The sequence below is a fragment of the Roseateles sp. genome (assembly GCF_039595595.1).
Taxonomy (GTDB): Bacteria; Pseudomonadota; Gammaproteobacteria; order Burkholderiales; family Burkholderiaceae_C; genus Roseateles.
Genome location: NZ_JBCNLG010000013.1, coordinates 114354 through 140158 on the forward strand (window position 1 = coordinate 114354; position 25805 = coordinate 140158).

Here is a 25805-nt window from a genome sequence, read left to right on the forward strand (position 1 = left end):
GAATGAGCAAGAAACACTTCCTCGAATTCGAGCAGCCCATCGCCGAGCTCGAAACCAAGATCGACGAGCTCCGCTACGTGCAGAGCGAGTCCGCGGTCGACATCTCCGAGGAGATCGACCGCCTGGGCAAGAAAAGCCACCAGCTGACCAAGGACATCTACGCGAATGTCCTCCCCTGGCAGGTGTACCAGGTGGCCCGCCACCCGCAGCGTCCGCAGACGCTGGACTACTGCGGCGAAGTCTTCACCGAGTTCCAGGAGCTGCACGGCGACCGCCACTTCGCGGATGACGCCGCGATCGTCGGCGGCCTGGCGCGCTTCAACGGTCAGGCCTGCATGGTCATCGGCCACCAGCGCGGCTCGGACGCGAAGGAGCGCACGCTGCGCAACTTCGGCATGCCGCGCCCGGAGGGCTACCGCAAGGCGCTGCGCCTGATGAAGCTGGCCGAGAAGTTCGGCCTCCCGGTCTTCACGTTCATCGACACGATGGGCGCGTATCCGGGCATCGGCGCGGAAGAGCGCGGCCAGTCCGAGGCGATCGGCCGCAACATCTTCGAGATGGCCCAGTTGGAAGTCCCGATCATCGCGACGGTGATCGGCGAGGGCGGCTCCGGCGGCGCGCTGGCGATCGGCGTGGCCGACCAGGTGCTGATGCTGCAGTTCTCGGCCTACTCGGTGATCTCGCCGGAAGGCTGCGCCTCCATCCTGTGGAAGACCGCCGCGCGCGCGTCCGAGGCAGCCGAGGCGCTGGGCATCACCGCGCACCGCCTGAAGGCGCTGGGCCTGATCGACAAGATCGTCAACGAGCCGGTCGGTGGCGCGCATCGCGATCACAAGCAGATGGCCTCCAACCTGAAGCGCGCGCTGGGCGACGCGCTGCGCCAGGTCTCCGACCTGAAGACCAAGGATCTGCTGGAGCGCCGTTACGAGCGCCTGCAGGCCTATGGCCGATTCGGCGACACCAAGAGCCGCTGATCCCGCCGGTTCCGGCGAGCCCTCTTCGCGTCACGTGATCGCGGTCGCCGCCAGCGGCGGCCGGGATTCGACGGCGCTCCTCCACGCCACCGCTATCGCGGCCCGATCGCTCGGGTTGCGCGTGGTGGCGTTGCACATCCATCACGGGCTGAGCGCGCAAGCGGATGCGTGGCTGGCGCAGCTGCGCACGCAAGTGGAGGGCTGGGCAGCCGAGGGACTGCCGGTCTCGCTCGTTCATGAGCACCTGAGCGGCGCGCCTGCGCCCGGCGACAGCATCGAGGCCTGGGCGCGCGCGGGCCGCCATGCCGCACTGCAACGCCTGACCCTCGCCGCGGGCACCGATCTGCTGCTGCTGGCGCATCATCGGCGTGATCAGGCGGAGACCTTTCTGCTGCAGGCGTTGCGGGGCGCGGGAGCCGCCGGGCTCGCGGCGATGCCGCGCGCGCAATGGCGCGACGGCGTGTGCTGGGCGCGTCCGTGGCTTGATCGTCCGCGTGAGGCGATCGAAGCCTATGTCGCGGCGCATGGTCTGCGCTTCGTCGATGACGACAGCAATGCGGACGCCCGTTATGCCCGCAACCGGCTGCGCCAGACGCTGTGGCCGGCACTGGCCCTGCAATCGGCGGGCGCCGAAACCGCGCTCGCGCAATCGGCCGAGTGGGCGCAGCAGGCCGCGGAGCTTCAACGCGAGATCGGGGACGAAGATCTCGCCCGCTGGAGCGATGCGGGCGGCCTCTCGCAGGAGTCGCTGCGAGTATTGAGCACCGCACGCGCCACGAATCTGCTGCGCGCATGGCTGCGTCGAGAGACCGGCTGTGCGGCGCCGGCCTCGCTGATCCGGCGGCTCCAGTCCGAGGCGCCCGGCGCATCGACGGCGCAATGGCCGCTAGGCGCTCGCACGCTGCATCTCTATCGTGGGCGATTCTTCGTGCGTGGGGCCGGGCTCGCGCCACTTACGCGCGACGCATCGCTGCCGATGCCGCCGCCCTCGATGCGCCTGGACCTCTCCCGTCCTGGACGGCACGCGTTGCCGCAGTGGCGAGGCGCCTTCGATGTCGAAGTCGTGACCACGGGGGGGCTCGCGCTTTCTGCGCTCAGCAATGTCGAGTTGCGCCCGCGCGAAGGCGGCGAGCAGTTCCAGCCGCACGCCAAGGGCCTGCCGCGGGCGCTGAAGAAGTGCTGGCAGACGGCGGGAATCCCCGCTGTACAGAGGGAAGGGCCGCTGCTCCATGTCGCCGGACAGCTGGTGTTCGTGCCCGGACTGGGCGTCGACGCGCGCTGGATCGCGCCAGCCGGCGAAGCACAAATGGCGCTGCGATGGCTGCCGGATGCATGCGGATCGCGCATGGGCAGCGACGTTGCGGGCAAGGGCGCGTCTTAGAATCGCCCGTCTCCCCTGCAGTCATCTGACACTCCCATGGCATTGATCGTTCACAAGTACGGCGGCACCTCGATGGGGTCCACCGACCGTATCCGCAATGTGGCCAAGCGCGTCGCCAAGTGGGCGCGGGCGGGTCACCAGATGGTGGTGGTCCCCTCGGCGATGAGCGGCGAGACCAATCGCCTGCTCGGCCTGGCCAAGGACCTGTCGCCCGCGAGCTCGTCGCCGTCGCTGATGCGCGAGCTCGACATGATCGCCTCGACCGGCGAGCAGGTCTCGGTCGGCCTGCTGGCGATCGCGCTGCAGGCCGAAGGTCTGGATGCCGTGAGCTACACCGGCTGGCAGGTCGGCGTGGCGACGGACAGCTCGTACACCAAGGCGCGCATTGAGAGCATCGATGACGCGAAGGTGAAGGCGGATCTCGATGCGGGCCGCGTGGTCGTGATCACCGGCTTCCAGGGCGTGGACGAGGACCGCAACATCACGACGCTGGGGCGCGGCGGCTCGGACACGTCGGCGGTGGCGATCGCCGCGGCGATCAAGGCGGATGAATGCCTGATTTACACCGACGTGGATGGTGTCTACACGACCGATCCGCGCGTCGTGCCCGAGGCGCGCCGCATGAGCACCATCAGCTTCGAGGAGATGCTGGAGATGGCGTCGCTGGGCTCGAAGGTGCTGCAGATCCGCTCGGTCGAATTCGCGGGCAAGTACCGCGTGCCGATGCGCGTGCTGAGCAGCTTCACGCCGTGGGACATCGACATCAATGAAGAAGCCAAGTCCGGCACCCTGATCACTTTTGAAGAGGACGAACAAATGGAACAAGCCGTCGTCTCCGGCATTGCATTCAACCGCGACGAGGCCAAGGTGACGCTGCTGGGCGTGCCGGACAAGCCGGGCATCGCGTTCCAGATCCTGGGCCCGGTGGCCGACGCCAACATCGACGTCGACGTGATCATCCAGAACGTGTCGCAGGACGGGAAGACGGACTTCTCGTTCACGGTGCACCGCAACGACTACCAGCGCGCGATGGAGCTGCTGGAGAAGACGGTGGGACCGGCGGTGCAGGCGGCGAAGGTGACGGGTGACCAGCGCATCTGCAAGGTCTCGATCGTGGGCATCGGCATGCGCTCGCATGTGGGGGTGGCGTCGAAGATGTTCCGCTCGTTGTCGGAAGAGGGCATCAACATCCAGATGATCACGACGAGCGAGATCAAGACCTCGGTGGTGATCGACGAGAAGTACATGGAGCTGGCGGTGCGCGCGCTGCATCGCGCGTTCGACCTGGACCAGGAAATCGAAGCCTGATGGCGGAGACGAGGCGGCGATTTGCTTGAGGGCTCTTAAAGCCATGCTATAGTCGCTGCTTCTTCGGTTGGAGACGTGACCGAGTGGCCGAAGGTGCTCCCCTGCTAAGGGAGTATGTGGGCAAAACCTGCATCGAGGGTTCGAATCCCTCCGTCTCCGCCAACCAGATGCGAACCCCTCGCAGCGAAAGCTGCGGGGGTTTTTGCATTTGGGCGATGACTTTGATGTTTGGCCGAGCCGCATCCGTCGCGCCAGCCTGCGGGCAGCCGGCTATCTGACTGGCCCGGAGCGCTTGGACACGCCGTCCGGAGACAAGCTCGCCGTGGGGCCGTGGGGCCGTGGGGCCGTGGACGTCCGAGTCGGCCGCCCGGCTTCGGTGTCGTGCCTGCATCCGGCAGGTCAGCAAACGCCGGCGGCGGTGCCCGCTGACAACCCCGTTCTCAACAACAGCGTAACCTCCTCCTCCAAGGCCTCCGGGCCCCATCGAAAGGTTTTCTCAGGCGTCCCTTCATTCGGAGATTGATATGGACTTGAAGCTTCAAGGCAAGGTGGCCCTCGTGACCGGCAGCACTGCCGGCATCGGCTACGCGATCGCACGAACGCTGGCTCAGGAGGGCGCTCGGGTCATCGTCAACGGCCGTACCAAGGCCGCGGTCGACGAGGCCGTCGAGCGTCTGCGGTCCGACACGGGCGGAGCAGTCGATGGCTACGCCGGGGATCTGAGTCGTCCCGAGTCTGCCGAGGAAGTCGTTCGGCTGCATCCGGGCATCGACATCCTCGTGAACAACCTGGGCATCTTCGAGCCCAAGCCGTTCGAGGACATCCCGGACGAGGACTGGAAGCGCTTCTTCGACGTCAACGTCCTCAGCGGCGTGCGGCTCTCCCGGCTGGTCCTGCCGAGCATGAAGAAGGCCAACTGGGGGCGGATCATCTTCATCGCCAGCGAAAGCGCGGTGCAGATCCCGGCCGAGATGGTCCACTACGGCGTGACCAAGACGGCGCAGATCGCGGTGTCCCGGGGGCTGGCGGAAACGCTCGCCGGCACGGGAATCACGGTCAACAGCGTTCTGCCGGGACCGACCAAGTCGCGTGGCGTTGGCGACTTCGTGCAGGACATGGCGCGTGCGAACGGCAAGAGCTTCGAACAGGTGGAGGCCGAGTTCTTCGAGAACGTGCGGCCCACGTCACTCATCAAGCGCTTCGCGACGCCGGAAGAAACGGCGTCCCTCGTCGCCTACGTGGCAAGCCCGCTGTCGTCGGCCACGACCGGGGCCGCGCTGCGCGTCGATGGCGGAGTGGTCAAGAGCGCATTTTGAGAGCCCTGCCGCGACCGCAGGCAGATGCGCGTGGCGGCCTGACGCAGCCAGGTCGCCAGCGCGCGCACGGGCCGGCAGCGAGAGCCGGGAGGAGCCACGGCTCGCCGTCATGGCCGGGAAGCTGGCGGCGTCAGCCGCTCACTTCCATCACCATCATCAGACCGCCACCGCCTTGATGCTCGACGTTGTTGTTGGTCGTGTGGTGGGGGATGTGGCAGTGAACCAGCCACTTGCCCGGCCGGCGCGCCTGCCAGATCACGTCGTAGCGCTGGCCTGGTCCGACGTTGACCGTGTCCGCGTCGAAGCGCGCTCCGGCCGGCAACACCACGCCGTCGCGCGCCACCACCGTGAACGGGCCGCCGTGCACATGCATCGGATGCACGAAGCCGTTGTTGGTGCCGATGAAGCGCAGCTTGATGGTCTCGCCCACCTTCATGCGCACGGTGTCGGTGGCCGGGTAGGCCTTGCCGTTGATGGTGAAGTAGTTCGGCAGGCCGCCCTCCATCGGCATTGCCGGATAGGTCAGCCCCTGACGCTCCAGCCATTCCTGCAGCTGCAGCACGTACTCGTGGTCCGCCGCCGGCGCGGCGGCCGGGTCCTTGGGATCGATGATCAGCGCCCCATACAGGCCCAGCGCCTGTTGCCGATCGGCATGGTCGTGCGAGTGATAGAAGAAGGTGCCAGCCTGCTCCGCGGTGAACTCATAGACATGGCTGCCCCCCGGCGGAATCGGCGCCTGCGTGATCTTTGCCGGGCCGTCCATCGCGTTGGGCACGATCAGGCCGTGCCAGTGCACCGTGGTCGACTCCGGGAGCCGGTTCGTCACCTTGATGCGCACCCGGTCGCCCTCGGTGAAGCGCAGCCGCGGACCCGGGATCTGGCCGTTGAACGAGTAACCCTCGACCCGCTGCTCCGGCAGGATGTTCCATTGCACCACCGCGGTCTCGAGCTCATACACCTTGACGCCTTGCTCCAGGCGCGGCTGCAGCATCTGGTCGCCCCGCGCGTCGGGCGATGCGGTCACGCGCACCTCGCGCGGATGCACGGCCGCCATGTCGCGCATGGCCTCACCCGGCGTGTCCCATCCCATGATCATGCCTGGCGGCATGATGGCGCCGCCCACGTCGCGTGCGGACAGGCGCATGTTCACGAACAGCGATGGCATCGTCATGCCGGCCGCCAGCATCAGCGCGGTGCTGAGCGTCACCGCGGCCAGTTGCGGGCGCGTGACGTCCGGCTGCATGCCGTGGCCACCGTGGCTGTCGTGGCCGCCGTGGCCGCGGTGTCCGGCCCGTTCGGTCATCAGGCCGTGCTTCATGCCGCGCGACACCATCCAGACATTGACCGGGTAGGCGACGGCGAAACCGGCGATCACGCCCACGGACATCACGCCCCAGAACAGCAGTTCGGTGGGCGCCATCGCGCGCATGTCGCGGCCCATCATGAGCAGCGTCATGACCGGCGCCATGCCGGCCATCATCGCGTTCATGCTGATGAACTCCGGCATGAAGGACTTGCGCACGTTCTCCCAATAGCTGCCGCCCATCATGTTCTTCATGAACAGGGACTGGAAGATGAACAGGCCGAAGCCGAAGCCCGCCAGGTACTCGACGATCAGGTCCAGCCACATCGGCAGACCCAGCGAGGCGGTGACGACCGCCGCGAGGATGATGCCGGTGGCGTCGCCGGCCACGCAGTGGATGGTCGAGCCGGCCCCTTGCTTCCACAGCGGCTTGATGAAGGCCTCGTGTTCGCCGGGGCGAGGCTCCTTGTCGGCCATCACGTACAGCAGCAGTCCGATCGGTCCCATGTACGCGGTGACCAGCACGAAGCCCCATTTCATGACCACCGGTTCCGGGTTGTGGCGGAACTGGTCCCACGCCACATAGCCAGCGGAAAGCCCCGCCACCGCGAACCAGGCGACGAGGAAATAGTCGATCGGCTGCACGAGCATCGTTGTTCTCCCTGACGGCAGAACACGGGACTATCGACCTTGCCACGGGGGCAAGGTCAATCGCAACGCGGATCGACCCTGCGCGCTGCGCGGATTCCAGCCGGGGGACTCTCCGGCCGCCGCTTCACTGCGGGGACGGGCTCACGGGCTTGAAGCAGTGAGGATCTCCGCCCTGGGGCGGGGGACCGCCGCCGCGGGCGGCAAGTCCCTCAGCAGCGCCGCGACGCAAGCGGCATTGAGCGTCGCGCCGGCGTCGTTGGTGTGGGTGTTGGCGTCGGCGAAGAGCCGGTCGACCTCGGCTTCGCCGAGCGCGCGGTAGGCCTGCGTGACGGCTTGGGTGAGATCGATGAACAGGCCGCCCTCGCGCCGCGCCACCTCCCGGCCCCAGGCGCCGATGTCCGCGAAGTCCATACCGTCCCGCCAGCGATCCCGATGCGGCACCGGTGAGACGACCACCGGCACCGCGCCGGGGGCCCGGGCGTCGCGCAGGTAGGCCGTCAGATAGGCACCGAAGCTGCGCACCTGCTCGACACCGCCGCCGGGCAGCGCTTCCTCCGCGGTGTCCTCCCCAATCCCCGGCAGCACGCCGCGCTGCTTGGCGGCGGGATCGCCGACGCGGCCGACGTCGTTGTGGCCGAACTGGATCAGCACCGCATCGCCCGGCTGCAGCAGCGAGCGCACCGCGGCCCAGCGTCCTTCGCGCAGGAAGCTGCGGCTGCTGCGCCCGGCCATCGCGTGGTTGGCCACCGTCACCCGGCCGGGATCGAACCACGGCGCGAGCCGTTCGCCCCAGCCCCATTGACCGTTGCGGCCGGCGCTGTGCACGGTGGAATCGCCGACGACGAACACCGTGGTCCTTCGATCGGGCGCGGCGCCCGGCGCCGCGGCAAGGTCGGGCGGCCCGCCGGCCCGGAGCGCGCGCCACGACGCCGGCCCCAGCAGGGCCGCCAGCGCCAGCACCTTCCGGCGGCTTGGTCCGAGGGGCCGCGCGCTCATTGGAGGAAGTCGATCGCGTCGACGGCGAACGAGGGGCTCAGGTAGCCGGTGGCCGAGCCGCCGCCGGCGACATTGATCGTCAGCGTGTTGATGCCGGCCACCAGCGCGCTCGCGGGGATGGCGAAACGGTAGGTCGTGTTGTTGCCGCGGTAGGTCCCGACCGTGAGCGTGCGCGTGGTCGGCTGCGTCGAGGCGGCCGGCGTGTCCGAACTCCAGTTGTTGACGCTGATCGCGGGCCGGCCGTTGGCCTTGGCCGTCGTGATGCCGATGCGCAGCGTCGCGTCCTTGAGCTGGGCGCTGGTCAGGGTGAAACGCACGACCTGGCCGCTGTTCACGTCCCGCCAGAGATAGGCCGGGAACGCGGTGTCGGCTGAACTGCCCACCGTGAAGATCCCCGGTGACCAGCTCGCCAGGCGCGTGTCGGAGGGATGCATCGTCGTGACCTTGTCGCCATTGCGCAGCTCGGTGGGCGCGCCGTCCCAGCGGCCGATGCGCCAGACGGCGGCCGAGGCCTCCGGATCGCCATCGATGGGCAGGGTGTTCAGCGAGGCGGTGCTCCCCGCGTTGACCTGCACGCTGGTGCTGTAGACCGCCAGCTCGTTCTTGTAGACGGTGAGCGTGTAGGTGCCGGGCAGCATGCCGGTGGACTTGAAGAAGCCGCGGTTGGCCAGGTCGGCCGAGGTCCAGTACTGCGCCTTGTCGTTGGCGAAGCCGACGGTGTAGGCGTTGCCCGCGACGGTCCCCGCCAGGCCCACGCCGGCGACGCCGCCGCGTCCGGACGGCGGCACGTAGCCCTGCAGCCCGGCCACGGAGAACCAGCTGGTGTCGGGCGCGGCCGGCGCGCTGCCGTCGGTGAAGATCAGCGTGTAGGCGTTGAGCACGCCAAGCCGGAAGGCCTCGGTCTGGCTCTCGCTGTAGTTGACGATGTAGGTCAGCTCGTTGGTGGTGGCGGTGATCTGGTTGAGCAGGCTGCGATAGAACGGTCCGCCCGAACCGCCCTCCTGGCCATCGCGGTAGAGCCACAGGCCGACGGTGCCCGCGCTGTTGCGGCCGCCGAAGTACTGCCAGTCCTTGAGCCGCTGGTTGGCGTAGTGCTTGGAGCGCGTCTGGCCCGCGAAGGCGCTGCCGGCGGAAAAGCCGAACACGTCGCCGGACTCCACCGTGGTGTCGGTGCCGCGCAGGTCCTGCGGCCAGGTGCCAGCGCTGGTCTGCCCGCCCGGAACCCCCGCCGGCGGGCCGCTGGACAGCGCGCCGATGGGCACGCGCACGATGTAGCGCACCATGTTCAGCGTGTCGGGCTCCTCGGTGAAGTAGGTGGCCATGTAGACGCGGGGCTCGCCCGCCTTGATCAGGTAGTAGTGCTTCAGCAGCCCGCCCTTGCTGCTGTTGCTGGTGACCGTGATCCTGATGTACGCCCCGCCCGTGAGCGTGCCGTCCTGCGCCGTCGACGCCGGCGTCGGCGCGCCGCTGGCGGACAGCATTTCGGCCGAGACGCTCACCGCCGAGACATTGCTGTACAGCCCGTCGAAGCCCGAGTTGAGCTGGGAGCCGCGCGCCTGATCCTGGTACTGGACGCCGTTGTAGACGAGGCTGGAGATGTCGCCCGCGGACTGCGTGCTGGCGCCGTTGTCATAAGCCATGACGCGCAGGACCAGACCGGCGTTGGTGTCCACCTCGTACTGCACCCTGGACGCGTTGCCGCCGTCCCAGCGCGTGGTGAGGCTGAACGCGGCCATCGCGGCATGGGGCAGGGCGAGCGCGGCCGCGACGGCAGCGGCCCGCGCCAGCCAGGCGCGCCAGGATCGGGAACGGGACATGCTTGCTCCTTGTGCGTCAGGGTCGGCGTCCATTCAGGCGGACGCCGCGGGAAGGGCCTCGCCGATCAGGGCGAGGTTCTGGATCGCGGCCAGCGCCCACTGCGCGGCCTCGTTGGTGCTCAGGCCGGGCGCCTCGTCCACCGGCCGCAGCACGGCGGGCCCGGCAATGCGGCGCGTCTGCAACGGGCCGTGGCGCTCGTCGCTCAGGAACTCGCGCCAGGCGCGCGCGGCCAGCGCGGCATCGCGGCGGCGCCAGGCGGCGTAGGCGGTCAGCCGCGAGTGCCCAACCCGCAGCGCGCCGCCGCCGCCGTGCGGCGCGCCGAGCGCGCGGCGCTGTTCCTCGACCGGCGCGTTGAAGAGCACGCAGTACTGCAGCCAGGCGTCCTCGAAGCCCGGCACGTCGACCAGCGCGATGAGATCGGCCGCCATCTCCGCCAGCCCGAACACCGCGCTCAGATGGCTCGCGCCGACGCGCCCGCCCGAGACGTCGATCAGCGCGCCGCTCTCGAGTTCATAACCCGCGGTGGCGGCGCTGAAGAAGCCATGCGGCATCGCGGCCACGCTGGCCATGCCGCGGCGGATGCGCTCGCGCCAGCGCGGGTCGCCGCTGCGTTCCCACTCGGTGAGCCAGTTGGCCAGCAGCGCCCCCCAGTCGGTGCCCACGCCCAGCAGGCCATCGCCGGCGCCGGCGGGCCGCGCGCCGAGCTTGCGTCCGGGATCGAGCGTGATCAGCGTGCGGTCGGCTTCGCGCAGCGCGTGCAGCACGTCGCCGATGCGTTCGTCGGCGGTGAGGTAGTGGTAGTGCCGGCGGTAGGCGGCGGTGCTGATGCGCAGCTGCTTGGCGCTGTCGCTCCAGTGCAGCACGCCGTGCCGCGTGCCCAGGCCCTGGAAGCGGCCCAGGTGATAGGTGTCGACCTCGCTGGTGTGGCGCACCATCGCCTCCGCGAAGCGGAAGATGTCCGCCCGCCCGCTGCGCAGGAAGGCGACCCAGAGCCACAGGTCGGGCGAGAGCTCCGAGTTGTCCCAGGCGAAGCCGCCCACGTCGTAGCGCCACTCGTGGCGGTCCGCGTCATAGGTGTGGCGGATGTCGCCGTGGTCCCAGAAACCGGTCCAGCGGCGCTGCTCCGCCTCGCGGCGGTAGAAGTCGAAGAGGCTGTCGAGCCGGTCCTCGATCGCGGCGTTGGCCGGGGTGCCGCGGTCGGGCAGGGACCACAGCGGGCCGAAGACCTGTGTGTCGAGGTAGCGGCGCGGTGCGGCCACGAGCTGCGGCGGCGTCTGCACGAGCCGGGCCAGCTGCAGCAGGCGCTCGCGCCCGGGCGTCGCGGCCAGCGCGAAGAGCGTGATCTCGTGACTGCGGCCGACGCCGACGGCGCTGTCGAAGCCGGGCTCGTAATCCTCGTAGGTCACTTCCAGGCCCTGGCGCTGCTGCTCGAAGCTGTGCTGGCCGAGGCCATCGTGATAGGGCCGCAGATCCATCGCCGGCGCGTCGGGGCTGTGCCACCACAGCCGCACCTGCGCCATGCCGGTGTGAGCGCCGCGGACCTCCAGCTGCGCCGGGTGGCGCTGCCAGAAGTCGCGCAGGCCGAAGGCCAGTCCGCCGCCCGGGCCGCCCACATAGCCCAGGCCGGCGGCGCGCGCGCCGTCGGCGGCGTGGATCCAGGTATGGCCCGGCCGCGTGCGCTTGCGGATCTGGAAGGCATCCGGCGAGTGCTGCGTGAGGCTGAAGTCGCCCCAGGCGGGGATGTGATCCTGGAGCTCGCGCACCGTCCGCTGCCAGGTGCCGTCGGGCGGGCAGGCGCGGCCCTCGAGCTGCGCGGCGCGCACCTCGGCGCCGGGGTCGCGGCGCAGCCCGGTGAGGCCGCGCACGGCCTCGCCCCACAGGCCGGCGTCCGGGCCCTCGGCCGCGCCGGCGAAGCGCAGGTGGCGGTCCTGCAGCGGGTCGCGCAGCGGCACGTCGGCGATCAGGCCGAGGCCACGCGGGAAGTCGCGCTGCGGATCGCCGTCGAAGACCCAGCTGTGCATGATCCGCAGCGCGTCGCCACCGGCGTGCAGATAGAGCCGCAGGTCGAAGGGCAACCATGCGCGCGCGCCGGCGCCGGCGGTGAAGCCGTCCTGCGAGGCGGCGTCCGTGAGCGCGCGGTGGCGGCCACGCAGCCGCAGCACCGCGCGGTGCGGCCCGCGCTGCTCGATGTCGACGCTCTCCAGTTCGCCGCGGCTGCGCAGCCGGCGGCGCGGCGCGCCTTCGTCATCGGGCGCGTCGTCGGCGTCGGCGATCAGGCGCAGCTCGCGCGCGATCTCGACGCCGCCGCGCGTGATCGAGGCCACCAGCGTGTCGCCGCGGCGCGGCACGGTGCAGCGGATGACGCCGGTGTCGACGATCACCGCATCGGCGGTCTCCTCCACGCGCAGCGGCGTGAGGGGCGACGGTGCCGTCTTGCCGGGCGGCAGCGCGACGACGCGCCAGGCCCGGGCGCCTTCGCCCGGTGGTGTCGTCGCGGGCGGCAGCGCATGGCCGGACCACTTCACCGAGCCGTCCGGCCACCAGGCCAGCGGCCAGCCTTGCAGCGCCTGGAGCCGGCCATCGCCGTCGCGCAGCGCGAAGGCCTGCCCGCGCCGGACCTGGCCGCGCGGCCACGGCCAGCCCCAGGCCACGCCGGCATGCGCGGGCGGCGCCAAGCGGTCCAGCCAGCGCAGCGCCTCGGGGTCGAGATCGAGCGGCAAGGGCCCAGGCACGCCGGGGCTCGCGCCGCTGTCCTTGTCGATGGACGGTTCCCGCGCCGCCGGATCGGCGGCCGCGGTCGCCGCGCGCGTGGCTGCCGCGGCGCTGGTCAGCGCCAGCGCGGCGGGCACCTGCAGCAGATGACGTCGGCGGATCGGCATGGCTCAGCGGAAGGCGTAGCCCAGCGTGACGCCGACGGTGCGCGGATCGCCGACGTAGCCGATCACCGTGCTGCCGCCATTCAGGCGGGTGTAGTACAGCTTGTTGAAGGCGTTCGTGATCCACAGCGCCGCGTCCCAGTCGCCGCCGGCGCCGGGGCGCTTCACGCCGAGCGTGAAGGCCGCCAGGCCGTAGCCCGGCACGCGCGCGGACGCCGAGTTGTCGACCGAGCCGTAGGTCCAGCCGCGGTAGGTGTAGCGCGCGGAGGCATAGGGCTTGAAGTCGCCCTGCGACCAGTTGTAGCGCGCCGACAGCGCGACCACCTGTTTGGGCGTGTTGAACACGCGCTGGCCGGTGAGGTCGCAGAACGTGGCGGTGATCTCGGGCGGGCACAGCGCGCGGCGGTAATCCGTGTAGCGCGCATCGTTGACGATGCCGCTCAGCACCACGTCCAGCCGCTCCAGCGGCTGCGCCCGCAGCGCCACCTCCACGCCCTGGCTGCGGTAGTCGCCAGCGTTCATCAGATAGCTCGTGGCGTTGGCGTCGTCCCAGGCCTGGGTCTGGAAGTCGCTCACCTGGGTGCGGAACACGTCGGCCTGCAGCGTCAGCCGGTCCGGCACCAGCGCGCCGATCACGCCGATCTCCAGATTGCGCGTGGTCTCGGGCTTGAGCAGCAGCGTGTCGAGCCCGGCCTTCTTGGCCGCGCCCGCCGACACGTTGATGCCGCCGGCCTTGCGGCCGTAGCCATAGGAGAGATAGCTGCTCCAGTCGTCGTTGATCTGGAGCTTCAGGCTGGCCGACGCGGACGGCAGCACCTTGTGCACGCGCAGGTCGCCGGAGTCGAAGGCGGCGCGGTTCAGGCGCACGAAGCTCGCGTCCCGATCGCTGTAGGTGGCGCGCGCGCCGAACTGCAGGTCCAGCCGCTCGTTCAGGTGGACCGTGGCGCGGCCGTAGGCCGAGCTCATCTCGTCCTCCAGATGCCCGTTGCGGACGATGTCCAGCCCCTTGAAGCCGTTGCCCGCGTAGGTGTTGACGATGTCGGTGCTGGCGTAGCGGGTGTGGGCCACGGTGTCCTGGTTGTCGCGGAAGTAGCTCAGGCCGATGACGTAATCGAAGAACTCGCCGCGCGGCGACTCCAGGCGCAGGTCCTGCGTGAAGGTCGAGTCGTCGACTGCCGTGCCGCTGTCCGCGTAGATGCGCACGCTCAGCTCGTCGGCGTAATGCGGCGCGTAGCGGTAGTGGCGCCAGGCGGTGACCGAGCGGAGCTTGTAGCCGCCGTCCAGCTTCCAGTTGGCTTCGGCCGACACGCCGCCCTGCTCGGCGGCGGTGGTGGTGACATCGTCGACGATGGTCTCGCGGCCGCCGGCCACGTAGGTCGCGCCGATCTTGCGCGCCGTCGCGGGGAAGCTGTCCGCCACCGACTTGTAGACACGGGCCGGGGTCGCCGATTCGGCGCCGTAGTCCGCGGTCAGCTTCAACTCGAAGCTGGCGCTGGGCCGCAGCAGCACCTGCGCGCGCAGGCCCTTGCGCTCGTAGCCGTTGAGCGAGCCGCCGTCGGCGAGGTTCTTCACCGCGCCGTCGCTGTGCGCGTAGAGCGCCGTGACGCGGTAGGCCGCGCTGTCGCTGAGCGGTCCCGACAGCGCCGCCGTCAGCTTGGACGTGTTGCGCTCCGCGTACGAGACGCTGACGGCGCCCTCGCGCTGGAAGGACGGACCCTTGGTGTGGATGTCGATCGCGCCGCCGGTCGCGTTCTGGCCGAACACCGTGCCGCTCGGCCCCTTGAACACGTCGACGTAGTCGATGTCGGTCAGCGAGCGGATGATGCCCGGCCGCGGGAAGTAGACATTGTCGACATAGGTGGCGACGCTGCTGGGCATGCCGATGTTCTGGTCGCCGCTGGTCTGCCCGCCGCCGTCGCCCACGCCGCGGATCGTGAGCTGCGTGTCGTTCGAATCGGTGCTCTGGATGTAGAGGCCCGGCACCACGTACTGCAGGTCCTGGATGTCCTCGACATGCAGCTCGGCCAGCGACTCGCCGCGCACGCGCGCGACGGCGGTGGCCGGGCGCTGCGGGTGCTGCTCCTTCTTGGCTCGGCCGCTGACCTGCACCGCGTCGAGTTCGGTGACGTTGGCGGCGCGGCCGGCGCCGGGGGTCGCGCCGGAAGCCGCACCGGACGTGGCGCCGGACGTGGAGACGGAAGTGGCGCCGGACGTGGCGCCGGCATTGGCGCTGTCACCGGACGTGGCGGCCAGCGCGGCGGGGCCGGCCAGCAGCAGGCCAGCGGCGCACAGGGCCGCGCCGAGCGCGGGACGTGAAAGGGGCGAGACGGACATCGACATGAAGGACCTGGGTTCTTGTTGTGGGATTGAAAGAGGCGAGGGCGACAGCGTTGTCACGACGGCGCGAAGAATGCGAGAGGAAGGCGTCGCCGCGGGCTCGCGCAAGGGGAGGGGGAGCGGGCGGTCAGAGCCGCAGGACGCGGAAGTCCTTGATCCGCAGATGGCTGGCCGTGGTGCGCAGCGCGAGCCAGCCGTGGCGATACGGCGCGGGATCCGTCCACGCGAACACCAACTGGTCATCGGCGAAGACGCGCAGCTCGGCCGTGTCGCCCGGTGCCGCGCGCGACTGGATGCGCAGGCGCACCGCCACGCCGTCCTTCAAGCGCGCGAACGCGGGCGGCGCGCCGAGCCGGTCGTCGGCGGTGGCCAGCGACGGTTCGGCGTAGCCGGCGACCTGCGGCCGGGCGGCGCTGCCGTCATAGCGGCGCAGCCGGGTGCTGCGGTTGCCGTTGGCGCCGAAGCCGAGGTAGTAGAGGCGCAGCGCGTCGTAGCTGGCGAGCGCGCCATCGGCTCGCCTCGCGCCGGGATCGCCGCCCTCGGCGGTGGTGGCGTTCCAGAACAGGTTGAGGTCGGAGACCCGGTCCGGCAGGCCCGGGAACGACGCCTTGAGCGGCGTCGCGGTGAGCTGGATCTCGTAATCGCCGGCGAAGGGCTCGCGATACCAGAGGGTCAGGCCCGCGGGCGCGACCAGGTCCAGTTCGCCATCGGCGGCGCGGATCCGGGTGTCCGCCGACTGCTGCTCGATGCGCCACGCGCCGGTGCCGTGGCGGAAGTCGTCGGAGGCCAGGAGGGCGCCAGGCAAGTCCGCGCCGCGGGCCATGGTGGCGGCCAGGCCGGCCACGAAGGCGGCCAGACGGCGAAGGCGGCGAGGACGGCGTTTCGACGGCCGGGCCGAATGGGCTCCATGGGCTCCATGGGCTCCATGGACCGCAGGGGCCGTCGGGGCGGGATGGCGGGCTCGCGGGCTCGCGCTCGAGGGAAACATCGGCGGTTCGGGGATCAGCAACACGACGGCGCCGACTATCGCGGCCGTCCCGGTCGCGGACAAATGCGGAATCCCGCGAGCCACATGCCGATTTCGAGCTTGCCTGCGCCGCACGGCTTTCATCACGCGAACGCCGATGTGGCCTACATTCAGCGGGATGTACACGCCCAAGCACTTCGACCTCCCGGATCTCTCGCATGCGCGGCTGATGGTCCAGGAACATCCGCTCGCCACGCTGATGCTGATCGACCCCGTGCACGGGTTGTCGGCGACGCCGGTGCCGATGATCTGGGGCGCGCCGGCCGGCGCCTCCGCGGACGAGGGCTGGTGGCTGGAGGGCCACCTCGCGCGCGCCAACCCGCACGCGGCGGCGCTGGCGTCAGCGGAGCTGGGCGAGGTGCTCGTGCAGTTCAACGGCCCGGGCGCCTACATCTCGCCCAGCCACTACGACACGGCGCTGTCGGTCCCCACCTGGAACTACCTGACGCTGCAGGTCCATGGCCGCGTGCAGGTGGTCGATGACGAGGCGGGCAAGGATGCGCTGCTCAAGCGCCTGATCGCGACGCAGGAGCCCGACTACGCCGCGCAGTGGCGCGGCCTGCCCGAGGATTTCCAGCGCCGGATGCTGGGCGCGATCGTCGGGTTCCGCATCCCGGTCGCGCGCTGGACGATGAAGGCCAAGCTCAGCCAGAACCGCAGTCCGGCCGAGCGCGAACGCATCCTCGCGCATCAGGAGCACCACGGCTCGCTCGAGGAGCAACTGCTGGCGCGCTGGGTGAGGGAGCTCTCCCCGCGCTGATCGCGCTGATCGCGCGGTGCAAGCATGCGCGCCGCAGAGCGGCGCGCGCCGGCTTACATGCTCACGTAGTTCGGCCCGCCGCCGCCTTCCGGCGTCACCCACACGATGTTCTGCGTCGGGTCCTTGATGTCGCAGGTCTTGCAGTGCACGCAGTTCTGCGCGTTGATCTGCAGCCGCTCGGTGTTGTCGTCGTTCTTCACGAACTCGTAGACGCCGGCCGGGCAGTAGCGGCTCTCGGGGCCCGCGTACTTGGCCAGGTTCACGTTCACCGGGATGCTCGCATCTTTGAGCGTCAGATGCGCCGGCTGGTTCTCCTCGTGGTTCGTGTTGGACACGAACACCGACGACAGCCGGTCGAAGGTCAGCTTCCCATCGGGCTTCGGATAGTCGATCTTCGGCATCTCGGAGGCCGGGCGCAGGAAGGCGTGGTCGGGCTTGTCGCGGTGCAGCGTCCACGGCGGGCTCTTGACGCCGAGCTTGGGCAGCAGCCACTGCTCGATGCCGGTCATCAGCGTGCCGACCGTGTTGCCCTTCTTGAACCAGGTCTTGAAGTTGCGCGATTGATCGAGCTCCTCGCGCAGCCAGCTGCGCTCGAAGGCGGCCGGGTAGGCGCTGAGCTCGTCCAGCGAGCGGCCCGCGGCGAGCGCCTCGGCGATCGCGTCGGCGCACATCATCCCGGACTTGATCGCGGCATGGCTGCCCTTGATGCGCGCGGCGTTCAGATAGCCGGCGTCGTCGCCGACCAGCGCGCCGCCGGGGAAGACCTGCTTGGGCAGGCTCAGCAGGCCGCCCGCGGTGATTGCGCGCGCGCCGTAGCCCAGGCGCTTGCCGCCCTCGATGTGCTTGCGGATCGCGGGGTGCGTCTTCCAGCGCTGCATCTCCTCGAAGGGCGACAGCCACGGGTTCTGGTAGTCCAGCCCGACCACGAAGCCCAGCGTCACCTTGTTGCCCTCGAGGTGGTAGAGAAAGCCGCCGCCGTAGGTCTGGCTGTCCATCGGCCAGCCGGCGGTGTGCACCACCAGGCCCGGCTGCGCCTTGTCGGCCGGCACTTCCCACAGCTCCTTGATGCCGATGCCGTAGGTCTGCGGATCCTTGCCGGCGTCGAGCTGGAACTTCGCGATCAGCTGCTTGCCCAGATGGCCGCGCGCGCCCTCGGCGAAGATCGTGTACTTGCCATGCAGCTCCATGCCGAGCTGGAAGCCCTCATGCGGCTCGCCGTCCTTGCCCAGGCCCACGTTGCCGGTGGCCACGCCCTTGACGCGGCCCTGCTCGTCGTAGACGACCTCGGCGGCGGCGAAGCCGGCGAAGATCTCCACGCCCAGCGCCTCGGCCTGCTGCGCCAGCCACTTCGTGACATTGCCCAGCGAGATGACGTAATTGCCTTCGTTGTGGAAGCAGCCCGGGATCAGGAACTGCGGCGTGTCGGTGTGGCCGGACTCGCTCAGGAACAGCACCTGGTCGGCGGTGACGGGCTGATTCAGCGGGGCGCCGAGTTCCTTCCAGTTGGGGAACAACTCGGTGATGGCCTTGGGATCCATGACCGCGCCGGACAGGATGTGCGCGCCGGCCTCCGACCCCTTCTCCAGCACGACCACCGAGATCTCCTGGCCCTTCTCCGCCGCGATCTGCTTGAGCCGGATCGCGGTGGCCAGGCCCGCGGGGCCGCCGCCGACGACCACGACGTCATATTCCATGCTGTCGCGCGGACCGTACTGGGCAACAAGTTCTTCGGAGGTCATGGTCATCCTTGCTCGTTCTAGTCAGAGGCCTGGCCGCCGCGCAGGGCGGCTCGGGGCCGGCTCGCGGAGTGGCTGGGGCGGTTTGCGGCGCATTCTAGCCGTGCGAATCAAAAAAAGAACGGTCGTGCTTTTTATGAAATAGAGAGGGGCGTCGAGGCCGGACGGCAGCGCGCACGGGCGACCCGAAGGGGGCTCCCGCGATGCGGGCGCGCGCCGTAGGATGGCCCGCGTTCAACGACGAGAGGATTCCCATGAGCATTCACGTGCAACGCGACAGGACCGGGCCGATGCGCCAGACGGTGAGCATCCGCGACCACCGCCTGACGGCGGACCAGCCGGTCGCCGGCGGGGGCGAGGACGCCGGCCCCGATCCGCACGAGCTCTATGACAGCGCGCTGGGCGCGTGCAAGGCGCTGACGGTGCTCTGGTACGCGCAGCGCAAGGGCATGGCGCTGGAGGACGTGCTGGTGGAGGTGGAGCGCGACGGGTCACAGGAGCGGCAGGGCGTGTACAAGCTCAAGACCTCGCTGACCTTCGTCGGCGAACTGAGCGACGACGAACGCCAGCAACTGCTCGCGGTGGCGGCGAAATGTCCGGTGCACAAGCTGATGACGCAGGTGACCACCGAGATCGAGACGGTGATGGCCGGCTGAGCACCGGGCTGGCGCCGGACGGTCGCGGGGCTGGCGCCGCGTTGGCGCAGGGGGGCGCGGGACGCGCGTTCGCGGGCTTGATCGCGGGCCGGGTCTTGCGTGCTATCGTGGCCGGCACCTGTCCGGTCACACGAGAAGTTTTGCGAGAGACCTTGCCATGAGCTACAGCATTGATCTGGAGGGCCGCGTGGCCCTCGTCACGGGCGCGTCCAGCGGGCTGGGCGCGCAGTTCGCCAGGACGCTGGCCAAGTCGGGCGCCTGCGTGGTGCTGGCGGCCAGACGCGTGGAGCGGCTCAAGGCGCTGCGCGCGGAGATCGAGGCCGGCGGCGGCGACGCGCACGTGGTGCAGATGGACGTCACGGACCTGGAGAGCATCGCGGCGGCGGTGGCGCGGGCGGAGACGGAGGTCGGGACGCTGGACATCCTGATCAACAACTCGGGCGTGAGCACGACGCAGAAGCTGGTTGACGTGTCGCCGGAGGACTACGACTACGTGATGGACACGAACGTGCGCGGCGCGTTCTTCGTCGCGCAGGAGGTGGGCAAGCGCATGCTGGCGCGGGCCCGCGGCGCGGCGCCAGGGACCTACACCGGCGGGCGCATCGTCAACATCGCGTCGATGGCGGGGCTGCGGGTGCTGTCGCAGATCGGCGTGTACGCGATGAGCAAGGCGGCGGTGGTGCACATGACCAAGGCGATGGCGCTGGAGTGGGGCAAGTACGACATCAACGTCAATGCGATCTGCCCGGGCTACATCGACACCGAGATCAACCACCACCACTGGACCACGGACCAGGGCCGCAAGCTGGTGGAGCTGCTGCCGCGCAAGCGCGTGGGCACGCCGCAGGACCTGGACACGACGCTGCTGATGCTGTGCGCCAAGGAGAGCCGCTTCATCAACGGCGCGATCATCCAGGCGGACGACGGCTTCGGCGTGTGAGCGTGGCGTCCAGGATTCGCCGGATTCGAGAGCAAAGAACGTAGAGAGTAGAGAGAGCCGATGGCGGTGAGAGAACTGAGCGCGCTGGAAGCGCGCGTGCTGGCGGTGCTGGTGGAGAAGGAATCCACGGTGCCGGACAGCTATCCGATGTCGCTGAACAGCCTGACGCTGGGCGTGAATCAGAAGACCGCGCGCGATCCGGTGATGAACGCGAGCGAATCGGACGTCGCGGCGGTGCTGGACGAGCTCAAGGCGATGAGCCTGGTGAACAGCGTGAGCGGCAGCCGGGTGGCGCGCTTCGAGCACAACATGCGGCGCGTGCTGGGCATCCCGGGCCAGGCGGAGGCGCTGCTGGCGGTGCTGATGCTGCGCGGGCCGCAGACCTCGGCGGAGCTGCGGATCAACTGCGAGCGGCTGCACCGCTTCGCGGACGTGTCGTCGGTGGAGGGTTTCCTCGACGAGTTGGCCGCGCGCGAGCCGGCGCTGGCGGTGAAGCTGGCGAAGGCGCCGGGCGCGCGCGAGGCGCGCTGGGCGCATCTGCTGAGCGGCGAGCCGGCGCAGCCGGTGGCTGCCGCGGCCGTTTCGGCGCCGGTGTCGTCGAACAGCGCGCGCGACGAGGAGATCGCCGCGCTGCGCGCCGAGGTCGAGCAGCTGAAGGCGGCGGTGGCGCGGATTCAGCAGGAACTCGGCATCGCGTGATCGCCGGCCGGGGCGCTGATCAAGGCGCTCATCGAGGGGCTGATCAGGGCGCCGGTGGCGCCATCAGCATCTCGCTCAGCGGGCGCGCATGGCGCCAGCCGGTCTCCTCGAGCATCGGCTGGTCGTAGAACCGGGGCACGGGCCCGAGGCAGAGCAGGCCGAGCGGCTCGGCACCCTCGGGCAGCGCGAGCGCGCAGGCGAGCTGCGCCGGATCGAACATCGACACCCACCCGAGGCCGAGGTTTTCGGCGCGTGCCGCGAGCCAGAGGTTCTGGACCGCGCAGGCGGCGGAGCACCAGGCCATCTCGCGCGGCTGGCTGAGCCGGCCGAAGACCGTGCCGTCGTCGGGCGCGAGCACCACGCCGAGCAGCTCGGCGCAGTCGCGCAGGCCTTCGACCTTCAGGCGCAGGAACTCCGCGCCGCGCGCGCCGAGCGCGTCGGCGGTGCGCTGGCGTTCCGCCTCGACGATGCCGATCAGCCGCTCGCGCCAAGGGGGCGTGCTCAGGCGCATGAAGCGCCAGGGCTGCATGAGGCCGACCGAAGGGGCCGCGTGCGCGGCCTGGAGCAGCCGTTCCAGCTGATCGTCAGGCAGGGGCGGGGAGGGCGTGAAATGCCGCATGTCCCGGCGCAGCGCGATCGCGCGGTAGATGGTGGCGCGCTCGGTGTCGTCGAAGCAATGCTGAGAGGTCGTCATCCCCGCATTGTCGGCGGGGCTTGGCCTCAGGGCCTGCGGAACTCGTTCTCCACCCAGGTGCTGGCGCTGGACTCGCTGAGCCGGAAGCTGGCCGGCACGCGGACCTGGGCGATCTGCTCGCCGTGCTCGTCCCTGGCGCTGAGCAGCGCGTAGGGGTTGTCCTCGTCGGGCACGATGTCGAGCAGGACCTCGAGCCGGCCGTCGGGCGTGTCCACCTTCAGGCTCTTGTGCAACTGGGCGTGCAACTGCTGCTCATGCCGGCGCAGCACTTCGGAGGCGGTCTTCACCAGCGTGTTGAACGCGGCGGCATCGAGCGGTTTGGGGTTCTTCTTGTCGCGGCCCATCGTCCAGGGGCCCACGAGCGCCGGCTCGGCCTCGCCGGCCAGCGTCATCGCGACGGCCCAGCCGTCGTCGTCCTCGTTCTTGATCACCGTCGCGGTCCAGCGCTCGTCGCGCCACAGGCGCGGCTCTTGAATGATCGTGTGTTCGTCGTCAGGGGAATCGGTGCTCATCCGGACGAAGGTATCACGGCCCGCGAGGGGCCGCGAACAGGCATCGCGTTTGCCGATGTCCTGCCATGTTCGATCTGCAGGTCAATGGCTGGGAGCTGCTCGCGCGGGCGGCGCTGATCTACTTCGCGCTCTTCATCATGGTGCGCGTCTCCGGCAAGCGGACGGTGGGGCAGTTCACCCCCTTCGACCTGCTCGTCGTGATGCTGCTGAGCGAAGCCGTCAGCAACGCGCTCAGCGGCGGCGACGATTCGGTGCTCGGCGCGTGGATCCTGGCGGCGGCGCTGATCTTCATGAATGGGCTGCTGGGCTTCGTCAGTTCGCGCAGCAAGAAGCTGGAGCGCTTGCTCGAAGGCCATCCCGTGCTCATCGGGCGAGACGGGCAATGGTTCGATGAGGTGCTGCGGCGTCATCGCCTGGGGGCGTCGGACGCGGAGAAGGCGCTGCGCGAGGCCGACTGCGCCCTGGGCGATCTCAAGCTCGCGGTGCTCGAGACCGACGGCAGCATCAGCATCGTCAAGCGCTGACGCGGCGGCGCTCCGTGCGGCGTTCCCCGCCGGAGGCCGCGGGGTCGATGCGCGCCTTCAAGGTGTCCTTCATCCATTGGAGCGCGGTCTCCTTGCGCTGCGGCGATTCGGCGGCGGTGCAATCGCCGGGCACCCACACGCGCAGGCCGCGCACGTAGGCGTCCATGGCGGTGCACTGGACGCAGTAGTCGGCGGCCAGGCCGGTGATCACGAGGTCCTTGGCCTTGAGCTCGTCCAGCAGCAGGGCCAGTGGTGTCTGATAGAAGCCGGAATGGCGCGGCTTGAGCACGAACAGGTCGTCCTTGGCTGGCGCGAGCAGCCGCGCGAGCTGCGCTGCGTGGCCGCCGGAGCGCCGGCATTCGCGCATGAGGAGGGACTCGTCGGAGCGCCAGTGGCCGAAGTTGTCGTTGACGTAGACGGTGGTCCAGCCCTCGGCGCGGAACTGGCGCTTGAGCGCGGCGGTGGCGCGCGCGGCCTCGACGGCGGCGGGCGCGAGCGCCTCGGCGCCTGCGAAGCGCAGCGGATTGATGAAGTCCACCAGCAGCAGCACGCGGCGGGAGGTCGCGAGGGTGGACGTGCGGACGCGGGCGTTGGCGGCGGTGGTCATGAGCGTGGCGGAGCAAGCGCCATTCCCAGCGAGCGGCAGCGACAATCGCCGGATGACCGACGCCTCTCCGCCGCCCCAGGTTCAGCCGCGCAATCCCTTGCACGGGCTGACGCTCGAAGCCATCGTCACCGCGCTGGTGGACGAATACGGCTGGGAGGGCCTGGACGCGCGGATCCCGCTGCGCTGTTTCGCCTTCGAGCCCAGCATCAAGTCCAGCCTGAAGTTCCTGCGCAAGACGCCGTGGGCGCGGGAGAAGGTGGAGGGGCTCTACCTCTTCATGCTGCGCGAGCGCCGGCGCAACGCGGGCGGCTGAGCGGGCGCCTTGCCGCTGTCCGGCGCGATCTCCGCGATCTCCGCGATCGCGCCGGCCGTCCACGCCGCCGCGCGCGCCTTCAAGGCCGGATTGCATTTCGTCTTCGCGAGCTTGCGATAGCCCGCTGCGGTGAGGTGGATCTCATTGGCCCAGTCCTTGCTGACGCCGGTCGTGCGCGGGTCCGCCGGCGTGGTGCCGCCTCGCGTGTCCAGCACGAGGAAGCCGCCGATGCGTGTCTTCACGCGGTGCTCGAGGAAGTCGAAGAACCAGTCCACGAGCACGCGGGCGATGGCCGGCCAGTCGCCGTCCGGAATGCCGGCCGCGAGCAGGCCGGGCGCGAGCCACGGCCCGGCCACGCCGTTCACGGCGGGCGCGAAGCGCGGGGTCATGTAGTCGTAGACGTGGGTGACGATGTCCATGCCGGCGAAGTTCTGGTCGCGCAGGGCGTCGAGCGCCACGTAGGCCGCGAGCAGTTCCTCGCACAGGCTGGCCCAGCCCGCCTGCGACAGATAGCGGGTCGGGCCCTGGTCGGCGGGGAGCCACTCTTTCGGGAAGCGCAGGATGCGCTGGGCGATGTCGTGGCCTTCGCCGCGCCTGAGCCATTCGACGAGGTCGTTGCCGCCGCCGGAGATCAGCATCGCGCGCCAGTCGGGCATGCCGCGCAGCGTCATCGCGAGGTGGAACTTGGAGAACTTGCGCGGATCGGCGAGGTCGCGCAGTTGCTGGCCGGGCATCGCGTAGTTGACGACGGCGACGTTCTTGCCGAAGTCCAGCGCGTTGAACAGGCTGCCCGTGATCCAGGGCGGCAATGAGCCGAAGGAGCCCCACGAATCGCCGTGGGCGATGACGGGCACGGAGGAATTGAAGTCGGTGCGGTCCTCCATCAGGTCCTGATGGGAGTAGATCGTCGTGGTCATGGGTGCCTCCCCCGATGCTGCCATCGCAGCGCTGAGCGTACGAAGAGCCACCGGGCAAACGCCATCCCCAGCTTCAAGGTCGCATGTGGCGGCGCCTGCGGCGGCGGGTGTCACGAAACGGTGTTGAAATCGCCGCCCTGGAGGAAATGACCATGAGCGAACGCAACACGCGGCTGGACGCGATCTACGCCGAGGCGGCGCCCGAGATCGCGGAGTTCTGGAATGACTGCCGTGAGGCGGGTCTTGAAGCCCATACGGAGGAGGCGACTGGTGCGGTCGACGCGGAGATCAGCGGCTTCTTCGAGCGGCTGAAGGCGCTGCCGGACCCGTCGACGGATGAGCAGGTGCTGGCGGAGATGAAGCAGCTCTACGAGGCGCTCGACCGGATCAACGCCGACCTGGAGCATGGCCTGCTCGAGACCGACGAGCGGGAGCTGCTGGTGCCGGTGTTCGTCGCCGCGGCCGAGGCCTGCGGGGTGGACCCGGAGGCCTATGACGGAGAACCGGGCGGGGAGTATCGGGAGTTCTGAGCTGACCGCCGCCAACGTGACCCAGCGGTCCAGTCAACTCAAGCCCTTGCGAGACATCCGGTACTTTGAAAGTGCCGAGGTCCCGCACGCGGGTGCGCCGATGCCGCGCTATGCGTCTGAGCTGTTCAAGCTTGCGAAGGAGGCCGTGGCGCTGGGTCAGCGCATCGCCCGCAAATGCGAAGAGCTCGGCGTCTCCATCGGGAGTGCGGATCACCTGTACGTCTGCTTCACGCCTTCCCTGGAGGAGGGCGCCGTGGCCTTCACGGACTATGCGGTCGAGCCTTGGCACAGATACGTGCTGTGCGGCCTGGACCGCGGCTTCAACGAGCGCAGTGCGCGCGAGCAGCTCCAGGCGGTCTGCAACACTACGTTTGAAGCCGTCGCGGCGCTCGCGCAAGCCGGGGCCGATCAGTTGCCTTCACTGCAGCGGGACGTCGTCGCCAAGGGGGACGCGCTGCGCGTGACCCTGCGGACCAAGCAGACGAAGAAGTATCGGATCACCGTCGAGCAGACGGTGCCCGTTCATCCGTCGCCAAGCCAGGTCTTCGCGCGAGTGGAAGAGCTCGCGACCTCGAAGGTCGTGGAAGTCGAAGTGGCGGCAGTGCCGTTTCATGACGACGCGCCGGCCTTGGTGGATCGCCTGGCCATCGTGGACGAGGTCCTGGTGATCCACCCGCGGAAGTCGTTCCGCGCGGAGCTTGTCACTCGGCAGTACGACCTGCCATTGCGGATCAGCCTTCGGGGGAGCTTTGGGCCCGGCGAAGGCGACAGGTCGCTTCAAGACCGTTGAGCGGGAGCTGATCCGGGAGTGTCAGGAATTCTGTGTTTGAGGCGCTTCTACGAGGCTACGAGCCGGTCCTGGTGAATCGGTCTGCGTAGAGGATGGCAAATTGGTTCATTGCCTCTCGCCAGTTCTTGGCGGCGCGGCCC

23 protein-coding genes and 1 tRNA gene are annotated in these 25805 nt (G+C 69.6%); 13 read left to right on the forward strand and 11 right to left on the reverse strand.

The genetic code is table 11. The annotated features are described in order from the left end of the window. The first annotated feature begins 2 nt into the window (after positions 1-2). The 5 genes from ABDW61_RS16555 to ABDW61_RS16575 all read left to right on the forward strand — a co-directional run bounded on the left by ABDW61_RS16555 (position 3) and on the right by ABDW61_RS16575 (position 4979). Entirely contained in the window at positions 3-974 is a 972-nt protein-coding gene (locus tag ABDW61_RS16555) for an acetyl-CoA carboxylase carboxyltransferase subunit alpha (protein WP_343640187.1), read from the forward strand. Beyond that, positions 943-2355: a tRNA lysidine(34) synthetase TilS gene (gene tilS / locus ABDW61_RS16560; RefSeq protein ID WP_343640188.1), complete on the forward strand. Its 1413-nt coding sequence runs from the start codon at positions 943-945 to the stop codon at positions 2353-2355. Before ABDW61_RS16555 ends, tilS begins: the two co-directional genes overlap by 32 nt. 36 nt (positions 2356-2391) lie before the next feature. Continuing rightward, positions 2392-3663 (forward strand): aspartate kinase, encoded by a 1272-nt coding sequence (locus tag ABDW61_RS16565; RefSeq protein ID WP_343640190.1) that lies wholly within the window; start codon positions 2392-2394, stop codon positions 3661-3663. 69 nt (positions 3664-3732) lie between these two features. Further along, positions 3733-3825: transfer RNA gene (locus tag ABDW61_RS16570), tRNA-Ser, on the forward strand. A 362-nt stretch (positions 3826-4187) separates the two neighbouring features. Then, positions 4188-4979: an SDR family oxidoreductase gene (locus ABDW61_RS16575; protein WP_343640191.1), complete on the forward strand. Its 792-nt coding sequence runs from the start codon at positions 4188-4190 to the stop codon at positions 4977-4979. A gap of 130 nt (positions 4980-5109) precedes the next feature. On the opposite strand, the gene ABDW61_RS16580 is transcribed toward ABDW61_RS16575, so the two are convergent. The 6 genes from ABDW61_RS16580 to ABDW61_RS16605 form a co-directional block, all read right to left on the reverse strand. After that, positions 5110-6933 carry a DUF4396 domain-containing protein gene (locus ABDW61_RS16580; RefSeq protein WP_343640192.1) on the reverse strand — a complete coding sequence of 608 codons (1824 nt, stop codon included), beginning with the start codon at positions 6931-6933 and terminating at the stop codon, positions 5110-5112. A 141-nt stretch (positions 6934-7074) separates the two neighbouring features. Further along, entirely contained in the window at positions 7075-7929 is an 855-nt protein-coding gene (locus ABDW61_RS16585; RefSeq protein ID WP_343640193.1) for a GDSL-type esterase/lipase family protein, read from the reverse strand. After that, complete coding sequence (locus ABDW61_RS16590; RefSeq protein ID WP_343640195.1) at positions 7926-9746, reverse strand: rhamnogalacturonan lyase B N-terminal domain-containing protein; 1821 nt, start codon at positions 9744-9746, stop codon at positions 7926-7928. The genes ABDW61_RS16585 and ABDW61_RS16590 overlap by 4 nt, the downstream gene beginning before the upstream one ends. A gap of 33 nt (positions 9747-9779) precedes the next feature. Then, a complete protein-coding gene (locus tag ABDW61_RS16595) occupies positions 9780-12626 on the reverse strand; it encodes a Tat pathway signal sequence domain protein (protein WP_343640196.1) in 2847 nt (948 codons plus the stop codon). A gap of 3 nt (positions 12627-12629) precedes the next feature. Beyond that, entirely contained in the window at positions 12630-14963 is a 2334-nt protein-coding gene (locus tag ABDW61_RS16600; protein ID WP_343640198.1) for a TonB-dependent receptor, read from the reverse strand. A 124-nt stretch (positions 14964-15087) separates the two neighbouring features. Continuing rightward, a complete protein-coding gene (locus tag ABDW61_RS16605) occupies positions 15088-15765 on the reverse strand; it encodes a DUF6250 domain-containing protein (protein ID WP_343640200.1) in 678 nt (225 codons plus the stop codon). A gap of 319 nt (positions 15766-16084) precedes the next feature. On the opposite strand from ABDW61_RS16605, the gene ABDW61_RS16610 reads away from it, so the two are divergent. Then, positions 16085-16747 carry an FMN-binding negative transcriptional regulator gene (locus tag ABDW61_RS16610; RefSeq protein ID WP_343640201.1) on the forward strand — a complete coding sequence of 221 codons (663 nt, stop codon included), beginning with the start codon at positions 16085-16087 and terminating at the stop codon, positions 16745-16747. Positions 16748-16800: 53 nt separating this feature from the next. Here the strand turns inward: ABDW61_RS16610 and ABDW61_RS16615 are convergent, their stop codons facing one another. Continuing rightward, a complete protein-coding gene (locus ABDW61_RS16615) occupies positions 16801-18486 on the reverse strand; it encodes an electron transfer flavoprotein-ubiquinone oxidoreductase (protein ID WP_343640220.1) in 1686 nt (561 codons plus the stop codon). A gap of 251 nt (positions 18487-18737) precedes the next feature. On the opposite strand from ABDW61_RS16615, the gene ABDW61_RS16620 reads away from it, so the two are divergent. From ABDW61_RS16620 to ABDW61_RS16630, 3 genes are all read left to right on the forward strand, one after another. Further along, positions 18738-19139: an OsmC family protein gene (locus tag ABDW61_RS16620; RefSeq protein WP_343640202.1), complete on the forward strand. Its 402-nt coding sequence runs from the start codon at positions 18738-18740 to the stop codon at positions 19137-19139. 157 nt (positions 19140-19296) lie between these two features. Next, positions 19297-20079: an SDR family oxidoreductase gene (locus tag ABDW61_RS16625; RefSeq protein WP_343640203.1), complete on the forward strand. Its 783-nt coding sequence runs from the start codon at positions 19297-19299 to the stop codon at positions 20077-20079. A gap of 60 nt (positions 20080-20139) precedes the next feature. Further along, entirely contained in the window at positions 20140-20778 is a 639-nt protein-coding gene (locus ABDW61_RS16630) for a YceH family protein (protein WP_343640204.1), read from the forward strand. A gap of 43 nt (positions 20779-20821) precedes the next feature. On the opposite strand, the gene bluB is transcribed toward ABDW61_RS16630, so the two are convergent. Next, complete coding sequence (gene bluB / locus ABDW61_RS16635; protein WP_343640205.1) at positions 20822-21472, reverse strand: 5,6-dimethylbenzimidazole synthase; 651 nt, start codon at positions 21470-21472, stop codon at positions 20822-20824. Between the two features lie 26 nt (positions 21473-21498). Further along, entirely contained in the window at positions 21499-21984 is a 486-nt protein-coding gene (locus ABDW61_RS16640; RefSeq protein ID WP_343640207.1) for a hypothetical protein, read from the reverse strand. A 65-nt stretch (positions 21985-22049) separates the two neighbouring features. Here ABDW61_RS16640 and ABDW61_RS16645 point away from each other — a divergent pair, with 65 nt between their 5' ends. Further along, on the forward strand, positions 22050-22508 hold the full coding sequence (locus tag ABDW61_RS16645) for a YetF domain-containing protein (protein WP_343640208.1): 459 nt from the start codon (positions 22050-22052) through the stop codon (positions 22506-22508). On the opposite strand, the gene ABDW61_RS16650 is transcribed toward ABDW61_RS16645, so the two are convergent. Beyond that, on the reverse strand, positions 22498-23115 hold the full coding sequence (locus tag ABDW61_RS16650) for an isochorismatase family cysteine hydrolase (protein WP_343640209.1): 618 nt from the start codon (positions 23113-23115) through the stop codon (positions 22498-22500). The genes ABDW61_RS16645 and ABDW61_RS16650 overlap by 11 nt on opposite strands. A 52-nt stretch (positions 23116-23167) precedes the next feature. Here ABDW61_RS16650 and ABDW61_RS16655 point away from each other — a divergent pair, with 52 nt between their 5' ends. Continuing rightward, positions 23168-23428, forward strand: a complete 261-nt coding sequence (locus ABDW61_RS16655; RefSeq protein WP_343640212.1) for a VF530 family protein — start codon at positions 23168-23170, stop codon at positions 23426-23428. Here ABDW61_RS16655 and ABDW61_RS16660 read toward each other — a convergent pair. After that, positions 23383-24345 carry a hypothetical protein gene (locus ABDW61_RS16660; protein WP_343640213.1) on the reverse strand — a complete coding sequence of 321 codons (963 nt, stop codon included), beginning with the start codon at positions 24343-24345 and terminating at the stop codon, positions 23383-23385. The genes ABDW61_RS16655 and ABDW61_RS16660 overlap by 46 nt on opposite strands. A gap of 152 nt (positions 24346-24497) precedes the next feature. On the opposite strand from ABDW61_RS16660, the gene ABDW61_RS16665 reads away from it, so the two are divergent. Both ABDW61_RS16665 and ABDW61_RS16670 read left to right on the forward strand, forming a co-directional pair. Next, positions 24498-24875: a hypothetical protein gene (locus ABDW61_RS16665; RefSeq protein ID WP_343640214.1), complete on the forward strand. Its 378-nt coding sequence runs from the start codon at positions 24498-24500 to the stop codon at positions 24873-24875. Then, entirely contained in the window at positions 24838-25665 is an 828-nt protein-coding gene (locus ABDW61_RS16670) for a hypothetical protein (protein ID WP_343640215.1), read from the forward strand. Before ABDW61_RS16665 ends, ABDW61_RS16670 begins: the two co-directional genes overlap by 38 nt. Positions 25666-25805: the final 140 nt, after the last annotated feature.

Excerpts from the sequence above, each read along its gene's own strand:
- ABDW61_RS16660 (WP_343640213.1), bottom strand. The coding sequence starts at position 24,345 with ATGACCACGACGATCTACTCCCATCAGGACCTGATGGAGGACCGCACC.
- ABDW61_RS16610 (WP_343640201.1), top strand. The coding sequence starts at position 16,085 with ATGTGGCCTACATTCAGCGGGATGTACACGCCCAAGCACTTCGACCTC.
- tilS (WP_343640188.1), top strand. The coding sequence starts at position 943 with ATGGCCGATTCGGCGACACCAAGAGCCGCTGATCCCGCCGGTTCCGGC.
- ABDW61_RS16630 (WP_343640204.1), top strand. The coding sequence starts at position 20,140 with ATGGCGGTGAGAGAACTGAGCGCGCTGGAAGCGCGCGTGCTGGCGGTG.
- ABDW61_RS16655 (WP_343640212.1), top strand. The coding sequence starts at position 23,168 with ATGACCGACGCCTCTCCGCCGCCCCAGGTTCAGCCGCGCAATCCCTTG.
- ABDW61_RS16575 (WP_343640191.1), top strand. The coding sequence starts at position 4,188 with ATGGACTTGAAGCTTCAAGGCAAGGTGGCCCTCGTGACCGGCAGCACT.
- ABDW61_RS16640 (WP_343640207.1), bottom strand. The coding sequence starts at position 21,984 with ATGAGCACCGATTCCCCTGACGACGAACACACGATCATTCAAGAGCCG.
- ABDW61_RS16665 (WP_343640214.1), top strand. The coding sequence starts at position 24,498 with ATGAGCGAACGCAACACGCGGCTGGACGCGATCTACGCCGAGGCGGCG.
- ABDW61_RS16620 (WP_343640202.1), top strand. The coding sequence starts at position 18,738 with ATGAGCATTCACGTGCAACGCGACAGGACCGGGCCGATGCGCCAGACG.
- ABDW61_RS16625 (WP_343640203.1), top strand. The coding sequence starts at position 19,297 with ATGAGCTACAGCATTGATCTGGAGGGCCGCGTGGCCCTCGTCACGGGC.
- ABDW61_RS16615 (WP_343640220.1), bottom strand. The coding sequence starts at position 18,486 with ATGACCTCCGAAGAACTTGTTGCCCAGTACGGTCCGCGCGACAGCATG.
- ABDW61_RS16600 (WP_343640198.1), bottom strand. The coding sequence starts at position 14,963 with ATGTCGATGTCCGTCTCGCCCCTTTCACGTCCCGCGCTCGGCGCGGCC.
- ABDW61_RS16645 (WP_343640208.1), top strand. The coding sequence starts at position 22,050 with ATGTTCGATCTGCAGGTCAATGGCTGGGAGCTGCTCGCGCGGGCGGCG.
- bluB (WP_343640205.1), bottom strand. The coding sequence starts at position 21,472 with ATGACGACCTCTCAGCATTGCTTCGACGACACCGAGCGCGCCACCATC.
- ABDW61_RS16555 (WP_343640187.1), top strand. The coding sequence starts at position 3 with ATGAGCAAGAAACACTTCCTCGAATTCGAGCAGCCCATCGCCGAGCTC.
- ABDW61_RS16670 (WP_343640215.1), top strand. The coding sequence starts at position 24,838 with ATGACGGAGAACCGGGCGGGGAGTATCGGGAGTTCTGAGCTGACCGCC.
- ABDW61_RS16580 (WP_343640192.1), bottom strand. The coding sequence starts at position 6,933 with ATGCTCGTGCAGCCGATCGACTATTTCCTCGTCGCCTGGTTCGCGGTG.
- ABDW61_RS16590 (WP_343640195.1), bottom strand. The coding sequence starts at position 9,746 with ATGTCCCGTTCCCGATCCTGGCGCGCCTGGCTGGCGCGGGCCGCTGCC.
- ABDW61_RS16565 (WP_343640190.1), top strand. The coding sequence starts at position 2,392 with ATGGCATTGATCGTTCACAAGTACGGCGGCACCTCGATGGGGTCCACC.
- ABDW61_RS16650 (WP_343640209.1), bottom strand. The coding sequence starts at position 23,115 with ATGACCACCGCCGCCAACGCCCGCGTCCGCACGTCCACCCTCGCGACC.
- ABDW61_RS16595 (WP_343640196.1), bottom strand. The coding sequence starts at position 12,626 with ATGCCGATCCGCCGACGTCATCTGCTGCAGGTGCCCGCCGCGCTGGCG.
- ABDW61_RS16585 (WP_343640193.1), bottom strand. The coding sequence starts at position 7,929 with ATGAGCGCGCGGCCCCTCGGACCAAGCCGCCGGAAGGTGCTGGCGCTG.